Source organism: Rathayibacter agropyri (genome assembly GCF_013249015.1).
GTDB lineage: Bacteria > Actinomycetota > Actinomycetes > Actinomycetales > Microbacteriaceae > Rathayibacter > Rathayibacter agropyri.
Genome location: NZ_JABRPL010000003.1, coordinates 388352 through 406756, shown reverse-complemented (window position 1 = coordinate 406756; position 18405 = coordinate 388352). Strand labels below are relative to the sequence as shown.

Below are 18405 nucleotides of genomic sequence, written 5' to 3'. Positions count from 1 at the left end.
GTCTGGCTCGGGAGGGGGCGGTCGCGGTCCAGGGTATCGGCGCACTGTGGACGGCGTTGGGGCGGCCGTGCCCCCGATCCTGTTCATAACTCAGGATGGATGCGTGATCGGACGCCGGGGATCCGCGGATTCCGGCGGTCAGGACGGCATCCATCCTGAGTTGTGAACAGAAGAGGCGACGGGGACCTAGAGGTGCGGCAGGCGCTGCGAGCGGCTGGCCGGCACGGGTGGCCCGTCGATCGCCGTCATCCGACCCTGGGAGGCAAAACCGCGCAGCCCGGTCTGCGGCAGGAGTTCCTGCAGCAGGCCTCGCGCGCGCGTCGCCACGACCGCTGCCAGGGCAGGATTGACACCACCCGGTCTCCGCAGCGACTCGCCGAGCTTCATCAGGATGTCGATGCTTGCGGCCCGTTCGGCCGGTGTGAGATCCGGCCTAGCCGGTTGCTCCCCGTCGATGCCCATCGTGCGTTCTCCAGAGGATCCTCGATGCAGGCTGCGCAACTAACCGTCGCGCTGGCGCCAGCGTAGACCCGCCAGTCCCCCCGGACTAGGGGCACTGGGAATTCGCCTCCGGCACGAGTTGTCGACGCGCGGTCGCCAAGCGGGAGCGGACGAGGAGCAGAGTCGGGGTCTCCTCAGCGGCCTGCGGGATGGCCTCGATCGCGAAGTTCTCGACCGCTCCAGGCTCGAACACGACGCAGACCGACGACCCTCCGTACTGGAAAAACCCGACCTCGTCGCCCTTGTCGACGTGAACGCCGGGAACAAGTGGCTCCGCGAGGAGGCAGGAGGAGACGTCGAACATTCCGACGAACACGACCGCGACGAGCCCGATCGCCGGATCATCCGCGTCGATGAGGAGGATCGCCCGCGTCGCGACGTGGGCGAGGTAGCTCTGCGAGACGGTGAGGTCCGCCGCGCCCGCGCCGTGGCAGTCGGCCGCGGAGAAGTAGGTTCCGGGCACGACGAAGGCGCGCACGACGGTCCCCGCGACGGGCGCGTGCCAGCGGTGGTAGTTAAGAGGGCTCAGGAAAGCCTGGAAGACCGTGCCGCCGACGAAGCCCTCGACGGCCTCGTCGCCGGCCAGCAGATCCTCGAGGGAGTACAGCTCGCTCTTGACCCAGAACTCGTCGCGCCGCTGCACCCTGCTCGCGATCCGGTAGGGCGTCGCCTCGCAGGGGCTGACGATCACTGCGGAGTCGTCCGCACCGGCGACCGGCCGCTGACCGTCCCGGAACCGGCGGGTAAAGAAGTCGTTCCACGACGCGAAGCCGCCGTGCTCGTCGTCCGCGTCGACGACGTACTGATCGAGACCGACCGCCTCCCGAGCCTCTGGGCTGAGCCAGCCGGACTCCCCGTCCGTCAGCACCGAGCGGGAGTCCGGGCCCGAGAGGAAAGCCGACCACGCCGTCAGGATGTCGCGGAGCGCGGTGTTCACCCGCGGGTCCCGGTAGAAGGCGAACCCGGCGGGAGTCGCGATGGTCCAGTCGAGGATTCCGACGAAGGGAGCCATCACCATGATGTCGGAACTGAACTCGGGGGCGACGTGCAGGAGGGCGTTGATCAGTTCCAGCATCTGTTCGACGCTCTCGAGCCGCCGCCGCTCGTACTGACCACCGGACGGCACCTGCTCGATCATCTGGTGCGCGTGCATCCGCAGAACAGGATCACCGTCGATCAGACGCCGGAATGCCTCGACGACCGGATGGAGGGGCTCGCCCCGCACCCCGAACTCCGCCCACCCCCGGATCCAGAATCCGAGCTGGTCTTGGCACTCCGGCAACCAGCCCTCGAACGTGTGGACATCTGTCAATCCCCCTGAAGTCACTCGTGCAGCATAATCAGCACACACACAGCGGGTACCTCTCCGCGTTCCTCGCGTAACTCCTCCTGACCGTCGCGGTCAACGGATCCCCTGCACGCCATGTGGTCCGTAGCGTCAGCCGTGCGAGGTATCGCAGAGGAGGCGGCAGTGCTGCAGATCACGGTGCACGAGAGGACGTACCGGCTCGCGTCGGGCGTGCGGATGGCCGAGATGAAGAAGGCTGTTCTCGAGGCGATGCGCGCCGCTCCCGCATTCCTGGCCCTGCGTACGGCAGATGGCGGGCCGGTGGAGGTGACGATCGCGGCGACGACCGCAGTCGTTCTCGAGGAGCAGGATGACCCGCTGCCGTCTATCCCGCGCGCCGAGGGCGCTGATCCGGATGACGGGATGCTGTGCGACATCGACTTCCTGTGATCGCCCCGCCTGCTGCACCCTCCGGTGCGGAGCGGTCAAGCACCGATTCCCGCCCGGACCCGAAGGGGGGGTCATCTTCCGTTCACCGACAGGGAGGATCATGTCGGCATGACGACTGACTTCGATGCCGACCAGGTGGTGCGCGACGTGACTGCGGCCGTGCGCAAAAAGTTCCCCGAGCAGAGCGAGGAGCAGGTGGCCCCCCTCGTGCGCGAGGAACTCGCCGATCTCGTGGACCGGCCCGTGCAGGACTACCTCTCGGTGCTCACGGAGCGCGCCGTCAAGCGCCGGCTCAAGCGCGAGAAGCGCGACGGCGCGGCATCGAACTGAGTGCAGGTCCTCGTCACCCTCTGCTGCGCAGCCGCCGTTCAGGCCCCCACAGCCCAGGGGAACGCGGGCGCGTTCGAGCGGGCGCCCTCGCGGGCCCGGGAGCGGTTCGGCTCGCCGAGGTCCGTGAGCAGCGCCTCCGACTCGCCGACGAGCGCGGCGAATCCGGACGGGGTGAGCCAGTCCGGACGCAGCGCGAACAGGAGGTCCTCGGTCGCCGTGTTGCCGCTGGCGCCCGGGGCGAACGGGCAGCCGCCCATGCCACCGAGGGCACCGTCCACGACGCTCGCTCCCGCCTGCACGGCGGCGATCGCGTTTGCCACGCCGGAGCCCCAGGTGTCGTGGCCGTGGAAGACGATCTCACGCACGGGCGTCTCCGCCGCGACCCGGCCGATGAGCGAGGCGACCTGGCCCGGGTGGGCCTGGCCGAGCGTGTCGCAGACGACCACGTCCTCCGCTCCCTCCGCCCGGGGGTCCTGGGCGATCGCGATCACGCGGTCGGGATCGACTGCTCCCTCGAACGGGCAGGTGAACGACGTGGCGATGCACAGTTGAAGTCGTCCGCCGACGCCGTGGGCGAGCGCGACTGCGTCCGGCATCGCGTCCAGGCTCGCCTCGGTCGAGCGACCGATGTTGGCCCTGTTGTGGGAGTCGGACGCCGAGAAGCAGTACTGGAACCGTCGGGCGCCCGCGGCCGCGGCGCGCTCGACGTGGCGCGGAGTCGCGACCCACACCCAGCAGCGCTCAAGTTCTTCCGGGGTCAGCGCCGCGATCACGTCGAGCGTGTCGGCCATCGGCGGCACGAGGTCGCCGCGCGCCAGCGAGCCGATCTCGAGCTCGGGCACGCCCGCGGCGAGCAGGGCGCGGGCGAGGTCGACCTTCCGCTCGGTCGAGAGCAGCTTGCCGGTCAGCTGGAGGCCGTCGCGGAGGGTCACATCGCGCAGGCGCGCGGCGGCGAGCGCGGTCACCGGTCGCCGTCCTCGGTGCCGGTGCGCTGGAGCATCGCCAGCACCTCCTCGGTGTCCTGGCCCAGGGCGGGCGCGAGAGTCCGGATGGGCAGAGAGCGCCCGCCAAGCACCGGCACAATCCCGGGGAAGCCGACCGCCGGGATCGTCCCGCCGCCGTCCTCCACGTCGAAGCGTTGGATCATGTCGCGTGCGGCGTACTGCTCGTTCGTGCTGATGTCGGCGGCGGTATAGATCGGCCCGGACGGGACGCCGTTCTCGTCGAGGACCGCGAGCGCCTCGGACGAGGTCAGGCGGCCCGTCCACGCTCCGATCGCCGCATCCAGCTCATCGCGCCGCCGCCACCGCAGCTCGTTCGTGGCAAGCCCCGGGTCCTGGCCCAGGTCGCTTCGCCCGATGATCGTCATCAGACGCTGGAAGATCGCATCGGCGTTGCCCGCGACGACGATGCTCGACCCGTCTGAGCAGGTGTAGGCGTTCGACGGGGCGATGCCCTCCATCCGCCCGCCGACACGCTCGCGGACGATGCCGTGCGCCTCGTAGTCGGGGATCAGCGACTCCGTCATCGACAACATCGCCTCGTTCAGCGCGACGTCGATGATCCGCTCGACCAGCGGAGCCGGACCCTGACCGGCGGCCCGCCGCCGCTCGCGCTGGAAGAGCGCCATCATCACGCCGTACCCGGCGTACAGACCCGCGATGGAGTCGCCGATCGAGACGCCAACGCGCACGGGCGGCCGGTCCGGGTCGCCGACGAGTTCCCGAAACCCACCCATCGCCTCCGCCACCGCCGCGAACCCGGGTCGGGCCGAGAGCGGACCGGTTTGACCGAATGCCGAGATGCGTCCGATCACGATGCCCGGCTTCGCCGCGTCGAGCACATCGGGCCCGATTCCCCAGCGCTCGAGCGTGCCGGGCCGGAAGTTCTCAAGCACGACGTCGCACTCCGCGACGAGGCGCCGCACGACGTCCCGACCCTCCTCCGTGCGCAGGTCGAGGGCGATCGAGCGCTTGTTGCGGTTGAGCGTGTGAAACAGCAGCGACGTGTCTGAGCCCTCGTGCAGCCGCCACCGACGCAGCTCGTCCCCCGTGCCGGGACGCTCGACCTTGATCACCTCGGCGCCAAAGTCGGCCAGCAGCCGCCCCGCGGTCGGCGCGGCAATGAAGTTCCCGAGTTCGAGAACTCGGACCCCCGCGAGCGGTGCGAACATGGCTCTCCTTCCGGCCGGTACGTCACCATCCCCGGCGCTCCTCCGAGGCTAACGGAGCGTCCCACCGCGGACCCGATCCCCGCCTCCGAACGCGGGGTGAGATCCGTCTCGACCGGCCCGTGCCACCGCCCTGCACGGGCCGCCTGCGACGGATCGACGCGGCGCAGGCGCACGTTCGCGGCGAGTGGTGTGCGCGAGGGGGGAGGGACGCGGGCGCGTCAGCCGCGCGCGGAGCGCAGCGCGTCGGCCGCCTGCTGCGCGGCGCGGCGGACGTCTCGGTCGGGGTCGCGGAGCATCGCCGTCAGCGTGCTCTCGACGCTCGCCGCGAATTCGCCCTTCTCATCGCGACCCGACGCCATCCCGGCGAGCGCCGCGGCAACAAGCGCACGGGCCCCGGCGGACCGGACCCGCGGATACTCATCGGTGGTGAGGCGTGCCAACTTCTTCTGGCCGCCGAGCACGCGCTCGGCGCAGACGCGCGCGCACATCTCGCGCACCCGCCACGAGGCATTCGCCAGGCCGGCGGTCACCGCGTCCGCCGCTTCGTCATCCCACACGTAGAGCAGCGCGCGGGCGCCCCAGAGTTCGGGCCAGTACAGCGACGGAGCACCCTTCAGCACTCCAGCGGCGTGCTCGCCGCCGACGGTCAGGAGGAAGGACTCGCCTTCATAACCGCCCTTCAGCAGAGCCGCGGAGCGCAGAGCGACCGTGCGCTCCCCCTCGCGGGCGACCTGGGCGCGGAGGCGCTCCTCAAGGGAGTCGGTGAGAGTGACGGTCGGTTCGTTGTCGCGTGCCATATGGCTCTCGACAGTACCCGCCCACTCCTCGTCGGCCGATCATCGACCGCGCGCGATCTCGCCATGAGCCGATCGGGTGGGCCTGGCTATGCTGGTCCCACCCCCGCGGCCGAGCCTCCTTCCCCTCGCGCATGCCGGGGCGGCGCGGCTCGCCCGCCCGGGGAGCGGAGGAGGTCCTCAGATGGCCGATCGGCCGAACCTCCGTCATGTCGCCGCGGTCGCGGGCGTCTCGCATATGACCGTCTCGCGGGTGCTCAGCGGGCACCCGAACATCAAGGAATCGACCCGCCAGAAGGTCCTCGAGGCTGTCAATGAACTCAACTACCGGCCCAACATCGCCGCCCGCTCTCTGGTCACCCAGCGCACCGACCGCATCGGAGTGATGATCGAGAGCGGAGCCGAATACGGCCCGTCGAGCACCCTCCGCGCGATCGAGCGTGCCGCCCGCGAGAAGGGCTACTCGATCACCTCCGTGGCGCTGCGTCCCGACCTCGAGATGACGCCGGTCGACGCGATCGAGCACCTGATGCGGCTCGGGATCGACGCGCTCTGCGTGATCGCGCCGCGCTCCTCCTCCGTCGCCACACTGCGCACGGTCGAGATCGGCGTGCCGACGCTGGTGGTCAAGAGCGATAAGGACCCCAACTTCCTCACCGTCTCGGTCGACCAGCAGGCGGGGATGTTCCAGGCCGTCGACCACCTCGCCGGCCTCGGCCACAGCGACGTCCTGCACCTCGCCGGCCCGCTGGACTGGCTCGACGCGCGCGCCCGGGAGCGGGCATTCCACAGCCGGGCGAAGTCGTGGGGGATGCACGAGCGACCGATCGTCGTCGGCGACTGGACCCCCGACTCCGGCTACGACTTCGCGGCCAGCCTGCACTCTGTGCCCGACTTCACGGCGATGGTCGTCGCGAACGACGAGATGGCGCTCGGAGTGATCCATGGCCTGGTCGAGCGCGGTATCCGGGTGCCCGAGGACGTGAGCGTCGTCGGTTTCGACGACCTGCCAACGGCCCGGCACTTCCTCCCTCCGCTCACGACGGTCCGTCAGGACTTCGACAGGCTGGGCACGACCGTCGCCGAAGTCATCCACGCCCGGATCCGCGGGCAAGAGATCCCGCAGCGCACGCGGATCGCCACGGAACTCGTCGTCCGCGCCTCCACCGCACCGCCGAGGACCCGGCCGGACCGTGCCCTCTCCACCACCTCCGCTCGCGTATCATCGGCGTCAGCCCCTGGCGCGTCGACCTGATGACGCGCCGCACACGAACCGAGGACGGCACGTGGCGATCGCATCGAGGACGACCCGGAGTCCCGCGGCCCCCGTCGTTGAGATGAGCGGCATCCACGTCTCCTTCGCCTCGGGCCCTGCGCTGCACGGTGCGCACCTGCGCCTCGTGCCCGGCGAGATCCACGGGCTGATGGGCGAGAACGGCGCCGGAAAATCGACGCTGATCAAGACGCTCACCGGCATCCACAAGCCCGACGCAGGAGAGATCGTCGTCGACGGCGCCGCCCGCCGATTCAGCGGGCCCGCGGAGGCGAAGGCCGTCGGCATCACGGCCGTGTTCCAAGACGAACGGCTCACCGACAACCTCAGCATCGGCGAGAACGTGATGCTCGGGCACGAGATCCGCGGTCGCTTCGGTATCTCGTGGTCGCGCACCCATCATCGTGCCGCCGAGATGCTCGCCGAGCTCGGCCTCGAGGACCTCGATCCGCACCTCCCTCTGCGCTCGCTGTCCCCGGCGATCCGCCAGCTGGTCGCGATCAGCCGCGCGATGGTCGACCGGCCGCGGGTGCTGGTGCTGGACGAGCCGACGTCGAGCCTCGACCTCGGCGACGTCGCACGGCTCTTCACGGTGCTCCGGAGGCTGCGCAGCCAGGGCGTCGCGATCCTCTTCGTCTCGCACTTCCTCGAGCAGGTCCTGACCCTCAGCGACCGGGTGACCGTGCTGCGCGACGGCGGCACCGTGGGCGAGTACCCGGCGCACACGCTCGACCGGGCCGAGCTGATCGCGAAGATGATCGGCAAGGACATCGACGCGCTCCGGCAGATCGGCTCCGATCGCCGTGAGCACCGGCGCCAGCCCGTCGGACCGGCGATCTACCGCGCCCGCGGCATCGGCCGCCGCGGCGCGGTGGGCCCCACCGATCTGGAGTTGCACCGCGGCGAGATCGTCGGCTTCGCGGGCCTGCGCGGCTCGGGCCGCACCGAGCTCGCGTCGCTGGTCAGCGGAGTGGAGAAGCCCGACACGGGCGAGGTGCTGATCGATGGTGAGCCGGCGCACATCGGCGATCCGGTCTCGGGCCTGCGCCACCGCATCGCCCACTCGAGCGAGAACCGGCGCGAGGACGGGATCATCGGCGACCTCTCCCTCCGCGAGAACCTGGTGCTGGGACTACAGGCGCTGCGCGGCTGGGCGCACCCGCTGTCGGCGGCCGAGACCGACGACCTGGTCAGGACGTACGTGGAGGCGCTCAACATCTCTCCGGCCGACCCCGACATCCCCGTGAAATACCTCTCCGGAGGCAACCAGCAGAAGGTGGTCCTGGCGCGCTGGCTCGCAACCCGGCCTCGCCTGATCGTGCTCGACGAGCCGGCCCGCGGGATCGACGTGGCGTCGAAGGTCGAGATCCAGGCTCACATCGCGCAGCTCGCGAAAGAGGGCGTGTCGGTCGTCTACATTTCGTCCGAGCTGGAGGAGGTGGTGCGCCTCAGCGACCGCATTGTCGTCTTCAAGGACCGCGAGAAGATCGGCGAGGTGAGCAACGGGCCCTGGCTGACGGTCGACACCATCGTCGAGATGATCGCGGCCGATCGCGACGACTCCGACGACGACTGACCCCCACCGCGGACGCATCGCCACCCCGCGTCATGGGGGCCTCATCGAGTCGTCGTGAATGGCTGCGTCCAGCGGAGAACGGGCAGCCATTCGTAACGAATCGAAGCGGGTCGCGGGAAAGTCGCGGGAAAGAGGGGTGGGCTCGCGGGAAGCGGCGAGCGGAGCAGCGCACGCCTCTCCGTCCCGCGCGGGAGTCTTCTGAGAGAGCCTCTGTTGAGACCGGAGTGGACGCGATGACAGGCTCGAGAGCTGGAAGCCCCGCGGTGGTCCCGGGCACCTACTCCCTCGAAAGGCCAGCCATGCCCTCGGTCTCCGCGCACGTCGCTCACGCCCTCGCCTCCTCCATCAGCCACGTCTTTGGGGTGATGGGCAACGGCAACGCGCACCTGATCGACGCGCTGGAGCGGCAGCCCGGAACGCGTTTCATCGCCCTGCGCCACGAAGCCGGCGCCGTCGTCGCAGCGGACGCGCACTACCGCACGGGCGGCGGGATCGCCGCGGCCACGACCACGTACGGGCCCGGCTTCACCAATACGCTCACCGCGCTGGCCGAGGCGGCGCTGGCGCATTCGCCGCTGCTACTCGTTGTCGGCGACGAGCCGAGCACGGGGCGGCGGCCGTGGGGTGTCGACCAGCCGGCGATCGCCTCCGCAGCGGGAGTACAGACCTTCACCGTCGGCCGTCACGACGCCGCGGCGACGACTGCCCGCGCACTCGAGCACGCACTCACCGAGCGGACCCCGGTCGTCCTCGCGATCCCCACCGACCTCGCCACCGCGGACGCCGGCGATCTGCCTACCGTGCCGGGCATCCCGTCGTCCGTGCGCGTCGCACCCTCGAATGCCTCGATCGCGCAACTCGCCTCGGCACTCTTAACGGCCGAGCGCCCCCTCCTCGTCGCGGGCCGCGGCGCCTGGCTCTCGAATGCCGGAGGTGCGCTCGGCGAACTCGCCGACCTCATCGGCGCCGTCACCACCTCGAGCGTGCTCGGGCTCGGGCTGTTCCCCCGCCACGAGCACGATCTGGGCGCGGCGGGTGGGTGGGGAGCGGAGAGAGCGATGTCGCTCGTCCGCGAGGCCGACCTCGCGATCGTCTTCGGGGCGTCGCTCACCCGCTTCCTCCTGCGATCAGGAGCGCTTTTCTCCCCCAGCACGCACGTCGCGCAGGTCGACGTGCTCGTCGCCGCGACGCATGATCGGGTCGATCACTACGTCCGCGGCGACGCACGTCTCGTCGCAGAAGCACTCGTGCGAGAACTTTGCGACCGGGACCCGGCGCCGAGGGGCTGGCGCGACTGCGTCAACCCTCTGGTCCTCCGCGAGCGCGAAGACGGCGATCCCCTGGCCCCGGACGGCCGGCTCGACCCGCGCTCGACGGCTCGGGCGCTGGCCGAGCATCTGCCGGAGAATCGGGTCGTGGTGACCGACGGCGGCCACTTCCTAGGCTGGCCGATCATGTACTGGCCGTGCACCTCCCCCGACCGCCTCGCGACACTGGGTACCGCGTTCCAGGCGATCGGCCTCGGCCTTCCGGCGGTGGTGGGAGCGGCGCTCGCGAGACCGGACGCGACGGTGGTGCTCGTCACCGGTGACGGCGGCGGTCTGATGGCGCTCGCCGACCTCGAGTCCGCGATCCGCGTGGCGGGCGGACGAGGCCTGGCGGTGGTCTGGAACGACGCCGCCTACGGAGCCGAGCTCAACGTCTACGGCGCGCTGGGCCTGGCCACCGCTCCGATGCTGATCCCGGAGGTGAACTTCGCGGGTGTGGCGTCCTGCTTCGGCGCGGAGGGTGTGGTCGTCCGTGAGCTGGCGGATGTGCAGGCGCTCGCCGACTGGACGGCGCAGGATCCGGCCGAGCGGCCTTTCCTCCTCCTGGATCTGCGCATCTCGGCGCGGATCGTGGCGCCCTACCTGCGCGATCTCCTGCACACCGCTGCCGCGCGCTGACGACCGGCAGCCGCGTTCGCAACCGAGGTTGAGCGGGCCCAAACCTGGATTGTGCGGCCTCGTGGCGGTTCTCGACCTTGGTTGCGTACCGGAAGGGGCCTGCGAGAATCCGAGGGTGGAAGACGACGAGCTTGCCGAGTTGCAGCGGCGGGCCTACGGGCGCCGCCCCGACATTGAGCGCGATCCTGGTGCACTCGCCCGGCTGCACGCCCTCGAAGCTCGGGAGCGGCGAGTCGCGAGCGAGCCCACACCGCCGCTCCCGAACCGGGATGAACCGGCCCGCGCCACCGGCGACGCGGCCGATCCTCCCGAGGACACGGTCGCTCTACCCGAGGCCACGCTCCCTCTGCCCGAGGCCGCACTTTCTGCGCGCGCCTCTGGAGCGCCGAGGAGGCGCCTCCTTTTGCAGCTGGTCACCCTCGCCGCGACGGCCGCTCTCGCCGTCGGCGCGACCCTCCTCGTCACGCGCGCGTCGGAGCCGCCCGGCCGCGAAGCCGCCGTGCTGCCGCTGACCAGCGGTACCGACATCCCGGGCTGGGAGGACCTCGGCTTCGAGGGCGCGCTCACCACCGAGGACTTCGACGGGCTCACCGTCGTCAAGCAGCACAGCGGCAGGGACGGCGGGTCGTGCCTCTACATCGTGCGCACCGTCGACCCGCGGGAGGGGCCTTTCCACTCGGGCTGCACAGCGAACTCCTTCCCCGCGATCGCCCAGTTCACGGTGTCCGACGCGTCTCCGGAAGCCCTACGGGATCAGTTCCCCGTCGGCACCGCGTTGCAGTTCGTGCTGCGCGGCGAGGAGGTGCACGTCGTCTCCGACGCCTCGCCGGCGTAGCGAGGAACGGCGCTTCACGATCGCTGAGGCACACTGCCGGCATGCGGCGTCCGTAGAGGACCTCTGAGCAGCGGTCGCGTATGGGTATCTCGTCACCGCGCACCACCGCCGCACCGGGCATGAGACGATTCTCGGTGTCGCGGAGACGAGCTCCGGGACGAAGGCCGCAGATCAGGAGGCGAGAGATGGCGTCGACAGCCCTTGGGGGCGTGTATGTGCTTTCGGAGTCGGGAGTCGATCAACTGATCGAACTCGAGAGATCGCAGAGCAGTGCACCGTTGTCATCTCCCGGATTCGTTTCTCGTCGACCATCCGACCGAGAAAGCCTGGATCGAACGCTGTCGGCCCTACAGAGCCGCGTGAGTGGGCGGTCGAGCCGAAAGGCGTGACGTCTCTTTCAACTGGGCAGATCGCATACGACGTACTGGCGCTCGCGGAGCTTGATAACGAAGAGTACCGAGACCTTCGGGAAGCCGTATATTCGTGTCTTTCCACATTTTCCTGTCGTCGTTCCACACATTTACAAGAGTTTGCACGCACCAAAGTTGGCGATTACGAGAAACATGGCCACAGTCGCACCTACGTTTTCATCTGCCCGGTCGGTGACGACGATATCGACGTGCCTGCATTTTTTACCGTAGGAATGACCGCCTTAGACCTGAGAAAAGCAAGCTCGAACAAGAGGAAAAAGTTTTCCGGTAATATTTCCGTCGAGATTACCGGGGCATACAGCATTGCGGAACTCGCACGTAGCGACACGTATACAAGCGTTCAGTTGCCCGGTTCGGTGATTCTCGACGAAGCAAAGCACGCTATTGCCCGGGCGAAAGCTCACGTCGGAGGTCGGTTCGCGGTCGTCAACGCTCGTCGCGCAGTCTTCCAGTCGCTGTACGGGCCCGCTGGCTTCACGGAGCTTCATGGCACGGAAGGTCCGATCGGTACGACGTCTGACGACTTCATCACCGCCGCGTGCCTCCTCAGAGACTGGTAGCGCCCCAGCCCGCCACGCGGGTGTTCCACCTCGATCGGGTTCGCCCGTCGGTAGGGAGGCGCGACCGGATCGTTACCTATGAGCGACGGGCGGAGTGTTGCGCGTCGCAATTTGTTCACGGTAACATCCGAGGGCGGCGCTGCGTTGCAGTTCGTGCTGCGCGGCGAGGAGGTGCACGTCGTCTCCGACGCCTCGCCGGCGTAGCGAGGAACGGCCCCTCGCGAGGGTGTCGATCTAGCGTCGAGCTAACGCGCAGCCCGTGTCGAGGTACGGTACGCGCTGCTCCCAGAGAGGCCCGCACTCTGTGATATGCAGCCTTGTATTGGTTGAGCGAAAATACATTTTCGGTATGTTTGAACCCTCAACGAGTTACGCGCGAATATCTCGGATCCGTAGAATCGGGCTTCGTGTCACGAAAAGGCATAGCCCCTTCCGTCCACGTAATTTCACTCGACTCCCACAGAAGGATCCTAGCCATGCTCCCCTTGCGCCTTGTCGCAGTCGGACTGACACTAGCTGGAAGCGCCACTATGCTTTCCGCTACCCCGTCTATCGCACCCCCTGCAATGTCATCCGATCAGGCCGCTATTTTAGCCGCAGTATCAACTGATCTTAATCACCGAAACGCACAATCGCTCGCCTCGAATATGCCACAGGTAAAAGCTAATTCCGCTCCGGGCGCAACTGCGACTAACGACAGGAAGGCTGCAATCGCCGCCGACGATTCGAGCTTGCAAACACAACGCGATCTTCTTGCTGAATTCGGCGAGAAATTCACCAGTTTTGCGACGACAATTTCCGTTGATTCCTTGAGTATTTCCGGGGCGGCTGCAACCGCATCCATCACCGAGAAAACAACGATGAAGCGCGCTATCGACACCAATGGCGCGACGCTTCCCGACTATAGCTACTCATTCCCTCAGACCGTGGCGCTGACGAAAAGCGATTCGACGTGGCAAGTGTCAAGTATCAGTCACGACTCGAGTCTTCAGGCAGCCGATCTTCCCGAGACGATTGCCCCTCCGGCTGACGTCGCAGCCGCTCAAAAGAGCGGCGAAGCAGCGAATCGGATTAGACAAGTAATTTCAGGCGGAAAGACCGCGACGCAAAGTCCTGGGCTCGCTCAGCTTCCGATGTATAGCGAGATTCAGAAGCAGCTTGCCCACAGCAATACCACAATGCAGCTGGGAGTATCGAAGACGACGAACGCCGCTCCATCGATCCAACTTGCCAGCTTGTATACCGGAGACGAGGCAAGCCGAGGTGCCATAGTCGAGTACGCGCTCAAGTACTCCATGCAGCGGAATCCGAACTACAAGTCGATGCCCGATGATTGCACTAATTTCGTGTCTCAGGCCCTCGTCGCAGGTGGCTGGAAGCAGATTTACGGCGCTCAAAACGATGAGCGAGCTTGGTTCGGAAACAACATCTTCGAGACAAAGACGTGGTCGACGGCCCAGCCGATGTTTGACTGGGGATTCCACACGGCCGGCAATTTCAAGTATGTTACTAATTTTACGCCTGGTGACATCACATTTTGGGTGTGGAAGGGCTCAAATACGTTCGATCACAGCACCGTTGTCACCTATGTCGACGCACAGGGACAGCCGTACTTCAGTGAGCATAGCAATGACCACGTTAACAAGTCATTGGCGGCAATTCTCTCCGAGAATCCAGATGCTATTTACTCCAACTGGGCACCGTGAGTTGGCCTCAGGCTATGAGAAGTAGGTCGCTCGGCGTTGCGGGGCTGATGAGCCTCGTCGTGGCACTTACTGGCTGCTCGGCAGATCCTGCGCTGACGACAGCGCCATCTTCATCCGAGCCGAGCAATGAACTCAAAATGGTGATTTCCGCGATTGACTCCGGGGATCCTTCGCGACTGACCGAACTCTTCCCGGACCAGCAGCCCTCCGCTATCGCGGCAGTCTATAACGCGTGCAGCGCCATCGCGGTCACGTCGCGACGCATCGACAGCCAGGACGGGGATTCGCCCCGCACCCTGTATGCAACTCTTTCCGGACCCTTGGAAGCAGACGAATCGACGGAAGGGAAATGCTCTTTTCTGCTCTATTGGACAGATAATCAGACCTGGCGCCTAAATTCCACATAGGAAACTCAGCAAAAAGAAGATGGGACGTCTCTCGCACAGAGGCGTCCCATCTTCTTGGTCCTAGCGTCAGCCGCGGGGAGGGCCGTAGCGAACCATGAGCCTCGCCAACTCGTCATCTCGGTTGCCCGAGTGGTGCCGACAGGCCCCGCGACCGGATCGTTACCGACCAACGACGGGCGGAGTGTTGCGCGTCGCAATTTGTTCACGGTAACATCCGAGGGCGGCGCTGCTTCGGACGGCGCCCACTGCACATCCTGCACTCACCGCACCTCGGGCCGCCAGGCCCGCATTCAGGGCCCGTCGCGGCCCACCATCTCGGGCTCGCTTAGGCGCCCGTGATCTCAAGGAGGAGATCTATGTCCAAGACGAGGCGTTTCGGCCAGTTCCTGGGTTTCGCAGCAGTCGGCGCACTCGCGTTCGGCCTCGCCGGCTGCTCGGGCGGCTCCAGCGCGGGCTCCGGCTCGGGCTCGGGTTCGGGCGGTGACCTCACCACCATCGGCTTCGTCGCCGTCGGCCCCGAGGGCGCATGGCGCCAGGCCAACGAGACGAACATCGAGGACACCTTCACCGAGGCTGCCGGCTTCGACCTGAAGTACGCCCCCGCCACCAACGGCGACCAGAAGTCGCAGATTGACTCGTTCACGTCGTTCGTGGACGAGGGCGTGGACATCATCCTGTTGTCCGCCACCGAGGGCTCCGGTTGGGAGGACTCGCTGGAGCGCGCCCAGGAGGCCGAGATCCCGGTCATCCTGATCGATCGCGGCATCGAGCCGGACAACACCGACCTCTACGTCACCCGCATCGCGCCTGACAACATCGCGGTCAGCACCTCGGTCGCCGACTGGGCGAAGACCACGTTCCCGAGCGGAGGCAAGTACTTCACCCTCGAAGGTCCCGCGGGCGTCTCGGTCGTCAACGAGCGCAACAAGGGCTGGGACGAGGTCATTGGCGCCGACCCCGCCTTCACCAAGATCGGCGCGCAGACCGCGAACTGGTCGACCGAGGAGGCCAAGAGCGTCTTTGAGACGGTCCTGAAGTCGAACAACAATGACGTCCAGCTTGTCTTCGCCCAGAACGACGAGATGGGCCTCGGCGCCGTCCAGGCCGTTCAGGAGGCCGGCCTCACCCCCGGCACCGACGTCAAGATCGCGACTATCGACGGCACGAAGAATGCGCTCCAGGCGCTCGCCGACGGCAAGCTGAGCTTCGTCGCCGAGTACAACCCGCTCTTCGGCGAGACCGCTCTCGACGCGGTCAAGAAGACGCTCGCCGGCGAAAAGGTCGAGTCATCGATCGTCGTTCCGAGCGAGACCTTCGACTCGCCCGAGGCCGCCGCCACCGCGCTGCCCGACCGCAAGTTCTAGTCGCCGCGCACCACTCACCCGGAGCAACCGGGTCGGCCCTCGCGCCGCCCCGGTTGCTCCGGCCCACCGGCGCATCCGCTCGGCTGCGCCCCGCTCGAGAACGGAACGACGCGACATGGCAGATTCGCCTCCGATCGTCGAGATGAAGAACATCTCGATCAGCTTCCCCGGCGTGAAGGCCCTCGACGGCGTCGATTTCCGCCTGTTCCCGGGCGAGGTCCACACCCTCATGGGAGAGAACGGCGCGGGCAAATCCACGCTCATCAAGGCGCTCACGGGCGTCTACCGGATCGACAGCGGTGACATCGTCGTCGACGGCCAGACTCGCCGCCTCAGCGGAACCGCCGATGCGCAAGCCGCCGGGATCTCCACCGTGTACCAGGAGGTCAACCTGGTCACGAACCTCTCCATCGGCGAGAACGTGATGCTCGGCTACGAGGTCCGCGGACCCTTCGGTATCAACTGGAAGGCCACGCATCACGCCGCGAGAGCAGCACTCGACAAGCTCGGCCTCGGCCACCTCAACACCCGCTCCTCGCTCTCGTCGCTCTCGATCGCGATGCAGCAGCTGGTCGCGATTAGCCGCTCGACGGTGAGCGATTCCAAGGTCCTCATCCTCGACGAGCCAACCTCGAGCCTCGACGCGAACGAGGTCGAGAATCTCTTCGTCGTCATCCGTCGCCTCCGCCAGGAGGGTGTTGCCATCCTCTTCGTCTCGCACTTCCTCGATCAGGTCTACGCGATCAGCGACCGCCTGACGGTGCTGCGGAACGGCGCTTTCGTCGGCGAATACCTCACTCACGAACTGGACCGCACCTCCCTGATCTCGAAAATGATCGGCAAGGATATCGCGGTGCTGCGCTCTCTCGACTCCGAGCGCGAGAGCCAGGACCACCTCTACCGCGACGCTCCGCTGTACACGGCGAAGGGAATCGGCAAGAAGGGCTCCATCGAGAGCACCGACCTGACTCTGCACCGCGGCGAAGTCGTCGGCTTTGCCGGGCTCCTCGGCTCCGGCCGCACCGAGCTCGCCCGCCTGATCTATGGTGTCGACAAGCCCGACACAGGTGAGGTGACGATGCACGGGAAGAAGATCGACGTTCCCACGCCGACCGCCGGCCTCGCGCACAAGATCGCCTTTTCGAGCGAGAACCGCCGCGACGAGGGAATCATCCGCGACCTTTCGGTCCGCGAGAACCTCATTCTCGGTGTGCAGGCCAAGCGCGGCTGGGCCCGCCCCCTCTCCAAGAAGGAGAAGGACGACATCGTCGGCAAGTACCTGGTCGAGCTCAACGTCCGCCCGGCCGACCCCGACCGGCCCATCAGCAAGCTCTCCGGTGGCAACCAGCAGAAGGTCCTGCTCGGCCGCTGGCTCGCCACTGCGCCGGAGATCCTCATCCTCGACGAGCCGACCCGCGGCATCGATGTCGGAGCGAAGGCCGAGATCCAGGAGAAGGTCGTCGCCCTTGCCGGCGAGGGCGTCGCCGTGGTGTTCATTTCCTCCGAGCTGGACGAGGTTGTCCGCCTCAGCGATCGCATCATCGTCCTCAAGGATCACCGCGTGATCGCGGAGATTCTCAATGGTCCCGCTGTCACTGCGGAGTCGATCGTCACTACCATCGCCGCAGAGGGAGTCGTCGACGAGGACGTCGTCGTTCTCGAGAGCGCCACACAGGAGGCCGCATCATGAGCAGCGACACCCGACCCGCCCGGGGCTCGGCCCTCGGCGGGATCATCCGCCGCCAGTACTTCTGGGGAGTCGTGGCGATCGCCCTGCTCCTCGTCGTCAACGTCGTCAAGGACCCGGGCTACCTGGCCGTCTCGGTCAGCCCGACCACGGGCTACCTCGTCGGCAACGTCATCGACATCGCCCGCGCCGCCGCTCCGATCCTGATGATCGCGGTCGGCATGTGCCTCGTCGTCGCGACCGGGGGCATCGACCTCTCGGTCGGCTCGATCATGGTGGTCGCCGGAGCCGTGTCGATGGAGTTCCTGAACTCCGCGGGTGCCCCCGACTCCCTTGCCGCCGCCGCCGGAGCTTTCGGCGTCGCGCTGCTCGTGGCCGCTGTGCTCGGAGCCGTGAACGGAATCCTCGTCTCGGTCGTCGGGTTGCAGCCGTTCATCAGCACCCTCGTGGTGATGCTCGCGGGCCGCGGCCTGGCGAAGGTCATCACCGGCGGCCAGAACACCGCGGCGACCAACGAACCATTCCGCTGGCTCGCGAATGGCTATGTCTTCGGTCTGCCCGTCGTGTTCCTCCTCGCCATCGCGATCGTCGTGGTCGTCGGAGTCCTGGTGCGCCGGAGCGCGCTCGGGCTGATGATCGAGGCCATCGGCATGGACCCCAAGGCGGCTCGTCTGGCGGGCATCAACCGCCGCGGCCTGCTGATGACCGCCTACATCGGCAGCGGCATCCTCGCCGGCGTCGCGGGCGTCTTCGCTACCGCGAGTGTGATGACGGTCGACGTCTCGCGCACCGGCTACCAGCTCGAGCTTGACGCGATTCTCGCGGTCGTCATCGGCGGCACCTCGCTCGCCGGCGGCAAGTTCACCATCACCGGAGCGGCCGTTGGAGCGATCCTGATCGCGACCCTCGACAAAACCGTCGTGTTCCTCGGCGTCTCGTCGTCGGCGACCCCCGCTTTCAAGGCGATCGTCATCGTGGCGCTCTGCCTTCTGCAATCGGAGCGGGTCCGCTCCGCCTTCACGTCCCGTCGCGAGGCGCGCCGCAGCGCCCCGCAGAAAGAGGCGATCCCCGCATGAGTGCCGTG

Annotated in this window: 18 protein-coding genes; 13 read left to right on the top strand and 5 right to left on the bottom strand. The window is 67.4% G+C overall.

Annotation, left to right across the window (positions count from 1 at the left end):
- Positions 1 to 186: 186 nt before the first annotated feature.
- Complete coding sequence (locus HRF29_RS10680; protein WP_173248575.1) at positions 187 to 462, bottom strand: hypothetical protein; 276 nt, start codon at positions 460 to 462, stop codon at positions 187 to 189.
- 85 nt (positions 463 to 547) lie between these two features.
- On the bottom strand, positions 548 to 1813 hold the full coding sequence (locus HRF29_RS10675) for a phosphatidylserine decarboxylase family protein (protein WP_173248573.1): 1266 nt from the start codon (positions 1811 to 1813) through the stop codon (positions 548 to 550).
- Between the two features lie 159 nt (positions 1814 to 1972).
- On the opposite strand from HRF29_RS10675, the gene HRF29_RS10670 reads away from it, so the two are divergent.
- Both HRF29_RS10670 and HRF29_RS10665 read left to right on the top strand, forming a co-directional pair.
- Positions 1973 to 2239 carry a hypothetical protein gene (locus tag HRF29_RS10670; protein ID WP_222929640.1) on the top strand — a complete coding sequence of 89 codons (267 nt, stop codon included), beginning with the start codon at positions 1973 to 1975 and terminating at the stop codon, positions 2237 to 2239.
- 108 nt (positions 2240 to 2347) lie between these two features.
- Positions 2348 to 2569 (top strand): three-helix bundle dimerization domain-containing protein, encoded by a 222-nt coding sequence (locus HRF29_RS10665; protein WP_173248569.1) that lies wholly within the window; start codon positions 2348 to 2350, stop codon positions 2567 to 2569.
- A gap of 38 nt (positions 2570 to 2607) precedes the next feature.
- Here the strand turns inward: HRF29_RS10665 and HRF29_RS10660 are convergent, their stop codons facing one another.
- The 3 genes from HRF29_RS10660 to HRF29_RS10650 form a co-directional block, all read right to left on the bottom strand.
- The gene (locus tag HRF29_RS10660; RefSeq protein WP_173248567.1) at positions 2608 to 3534 is read right to left on the bottom strand and encodes a beta/alpha barrel domain-containing protein; all 927 of its coding nucleotides are present in this window, start codon (positions 3532 to 3534) and stop codon (positions 2608 to 2610) included.
- Complete coding sequence (locus HRF29_RS10655; protein WP_173248565.1) at positions 3531 to 4742, bottom strand: CaiB/BaiF CoA transferase family protein; 1212 nt, start codon at positions 4740 to 4742, stop codon at positions 3531 to 3533. Before HRF29_RS10655 ends, HRF29_RS10660 begins: the two co-directional genes overlap by 4 nt.
- 218 nt (positions 4743 to 4960) lie before the next feature.
- Positions 4961 to 5539 carry a HEAT repeat domain-containing protein gene (locus HRF29_RS10650; protein ID WP_246226914.1) on the bottom strand — a complete coding sequence of 193 codons (579 nt, stop codon included), beginning with the start codon at positions 5537 to 5539 and terminating at the stop codon, positions 4961 to 4963.
- A 181-nt stretch (positions 5540 to 5720) separates the two neighbouring features.
- Between HRF29_RS10650 and HRF29_RS10645 the strand changes: the two genes are divergently transcribed.
- The 11 genes from HRF29_RS10645 (at position 5721) to HRF29_RS10600 (ending at position 18397) form a co-directional block, all read left to right on the top strand.
- Positions 5721 to 6791, top strand: a complete 1071-nt coding sequence (locus HRF29_RS10645; RefSeq protein ID WP_173248563.1) for a LacI family DNA-binding transcriptional regulator — start codon at positions 5721 to 5723, stop codon at positions 6789 to 6791.
- A 31-nt stretch (positions 6792 to 6822) separates the two neighbouring features.
- Positions 6823 to 8385, top strand: a complete 1563-nt coding sequence (locus HRF29_RS10640; RefSeq protein ID WP_343043718.1) for a sugar ABC transporter ATP-binding protein — start codon at positions 6823 to 6825, stop codon at positions 8383 to 8385.
- 299 nt (positions 8386 to 8684) lie between these two features.
- Positions 8685 to 10331, top strand: a complete 1647-nt coding sequence (locus HRF29_RS10635; RefSeq protein WP_173248561.1) for a thiamine pyrophosphate-binding protein — start codon at positions 8685 to 8687, stop codon at positions 10329 to 10331.
- A gap of 115 nt (positions 10332 to 10446) precedes the next feature.
- Positions 10447 to 11166, top strand: a complete 720-nt coding sequence (locus HRF29_RS10630) for a hypothetical protein (protein WP_173248559.1) — start codon at positions 10447 to 10449, stop codon at positions 11164 to 11166.
- A gap of 385 nt (positions 11167 to 11551) precedes the next feature.
- Positions 11552 to 12157 carry a hypothetical protein gene (locus tag HRF29_RS10625; protein ID WP_173248557.1) on the top strand — a complete coding sequence of 202 codons (606 nt, stop codon included), beginning with the start codon at positions 11552 to 11554 and terminating at the stop codon, positions 12155 to 12157.
- A gap of 78 nt (positions 12158 to 12235) precedes the next feature.
- The gene (locus tag HRF29_RS15195; RefSeq protein ID WP_281357313.1) at positions 12236 to 12361 is read left to right on the top strand and encodes a hypothetical protein; all 126 of its coding nucleotides are present in this window, start codon (positions 12236 to 12238) and stop codon (positions 12359 to 12361) included.
- A gap of 272 nt (positions 12362 to 12633) precedes the next feature.
- Positions 12634 to 13863 carry an amidase domain-containing protein gene (locus HRF29_RS10620; protein ID WP_173248555.1) on the top strand — a complete coding sequence of 410 codons (1230 nt, stop codon included), beginning with the start codon at positions 12634 to 12636 and terminating at the stop codon, positions 13861 to 13863.
- Positions 13864 to 13910: 47 nt separating this feature from the next.
- Complete coding sequence (locus HRF29_RS10615) at positions 13911 to 14270, top strand: hypothetical protein (protein WP_173248553.1); 360 nt, start codon at positions 13911 to 13913, stop codon at positions 14268 to 14270.
- A gap of 356 nt (positions 14271 to 14626) precedes the next feature.
- Positions 14627 to 15634: an ABC transporter substrate-binding protein gene (locus tag HRF29_RS10610; RefSeq protein ID WP_173248551.1), complete on the top strand. Its 1008-nt coding sequence runs from the start codon at positions 14627 to 14629 to the stop codon at positions 15632 to 15634.
- A 115-nt stretch (positions 15635 to 15749) separates the two neighbouring features.
- Positions 15750 to 17324: a sugar ABC transporter ATP-binding protein gene (locus tag HRF29_RS10605; RefSeq protein ID WP_173248549.1), complete on the top strand. Its 1575-nt coding sequence runs from the start codon at positions 15750 to 15752 to the stop codon at positions 17322 to 17324.
- On the top strand, positions 17321 to 18397 hold the full coding sequence (locus HRF29_RS10600) for an ABC transporter permease (RefSeq protein ID WP_173248547.1): 1077 nt from the start codon (positions 17321 to 17323) through the stop codon (positions 18395 to 18397). Before HRF29_RS10605 ends, HRF29_RS10600 begins: the two co-directional genes overlap by 4 nt.
- Positions 18398 to 18405: the final 8 nt, after the last annotated feature.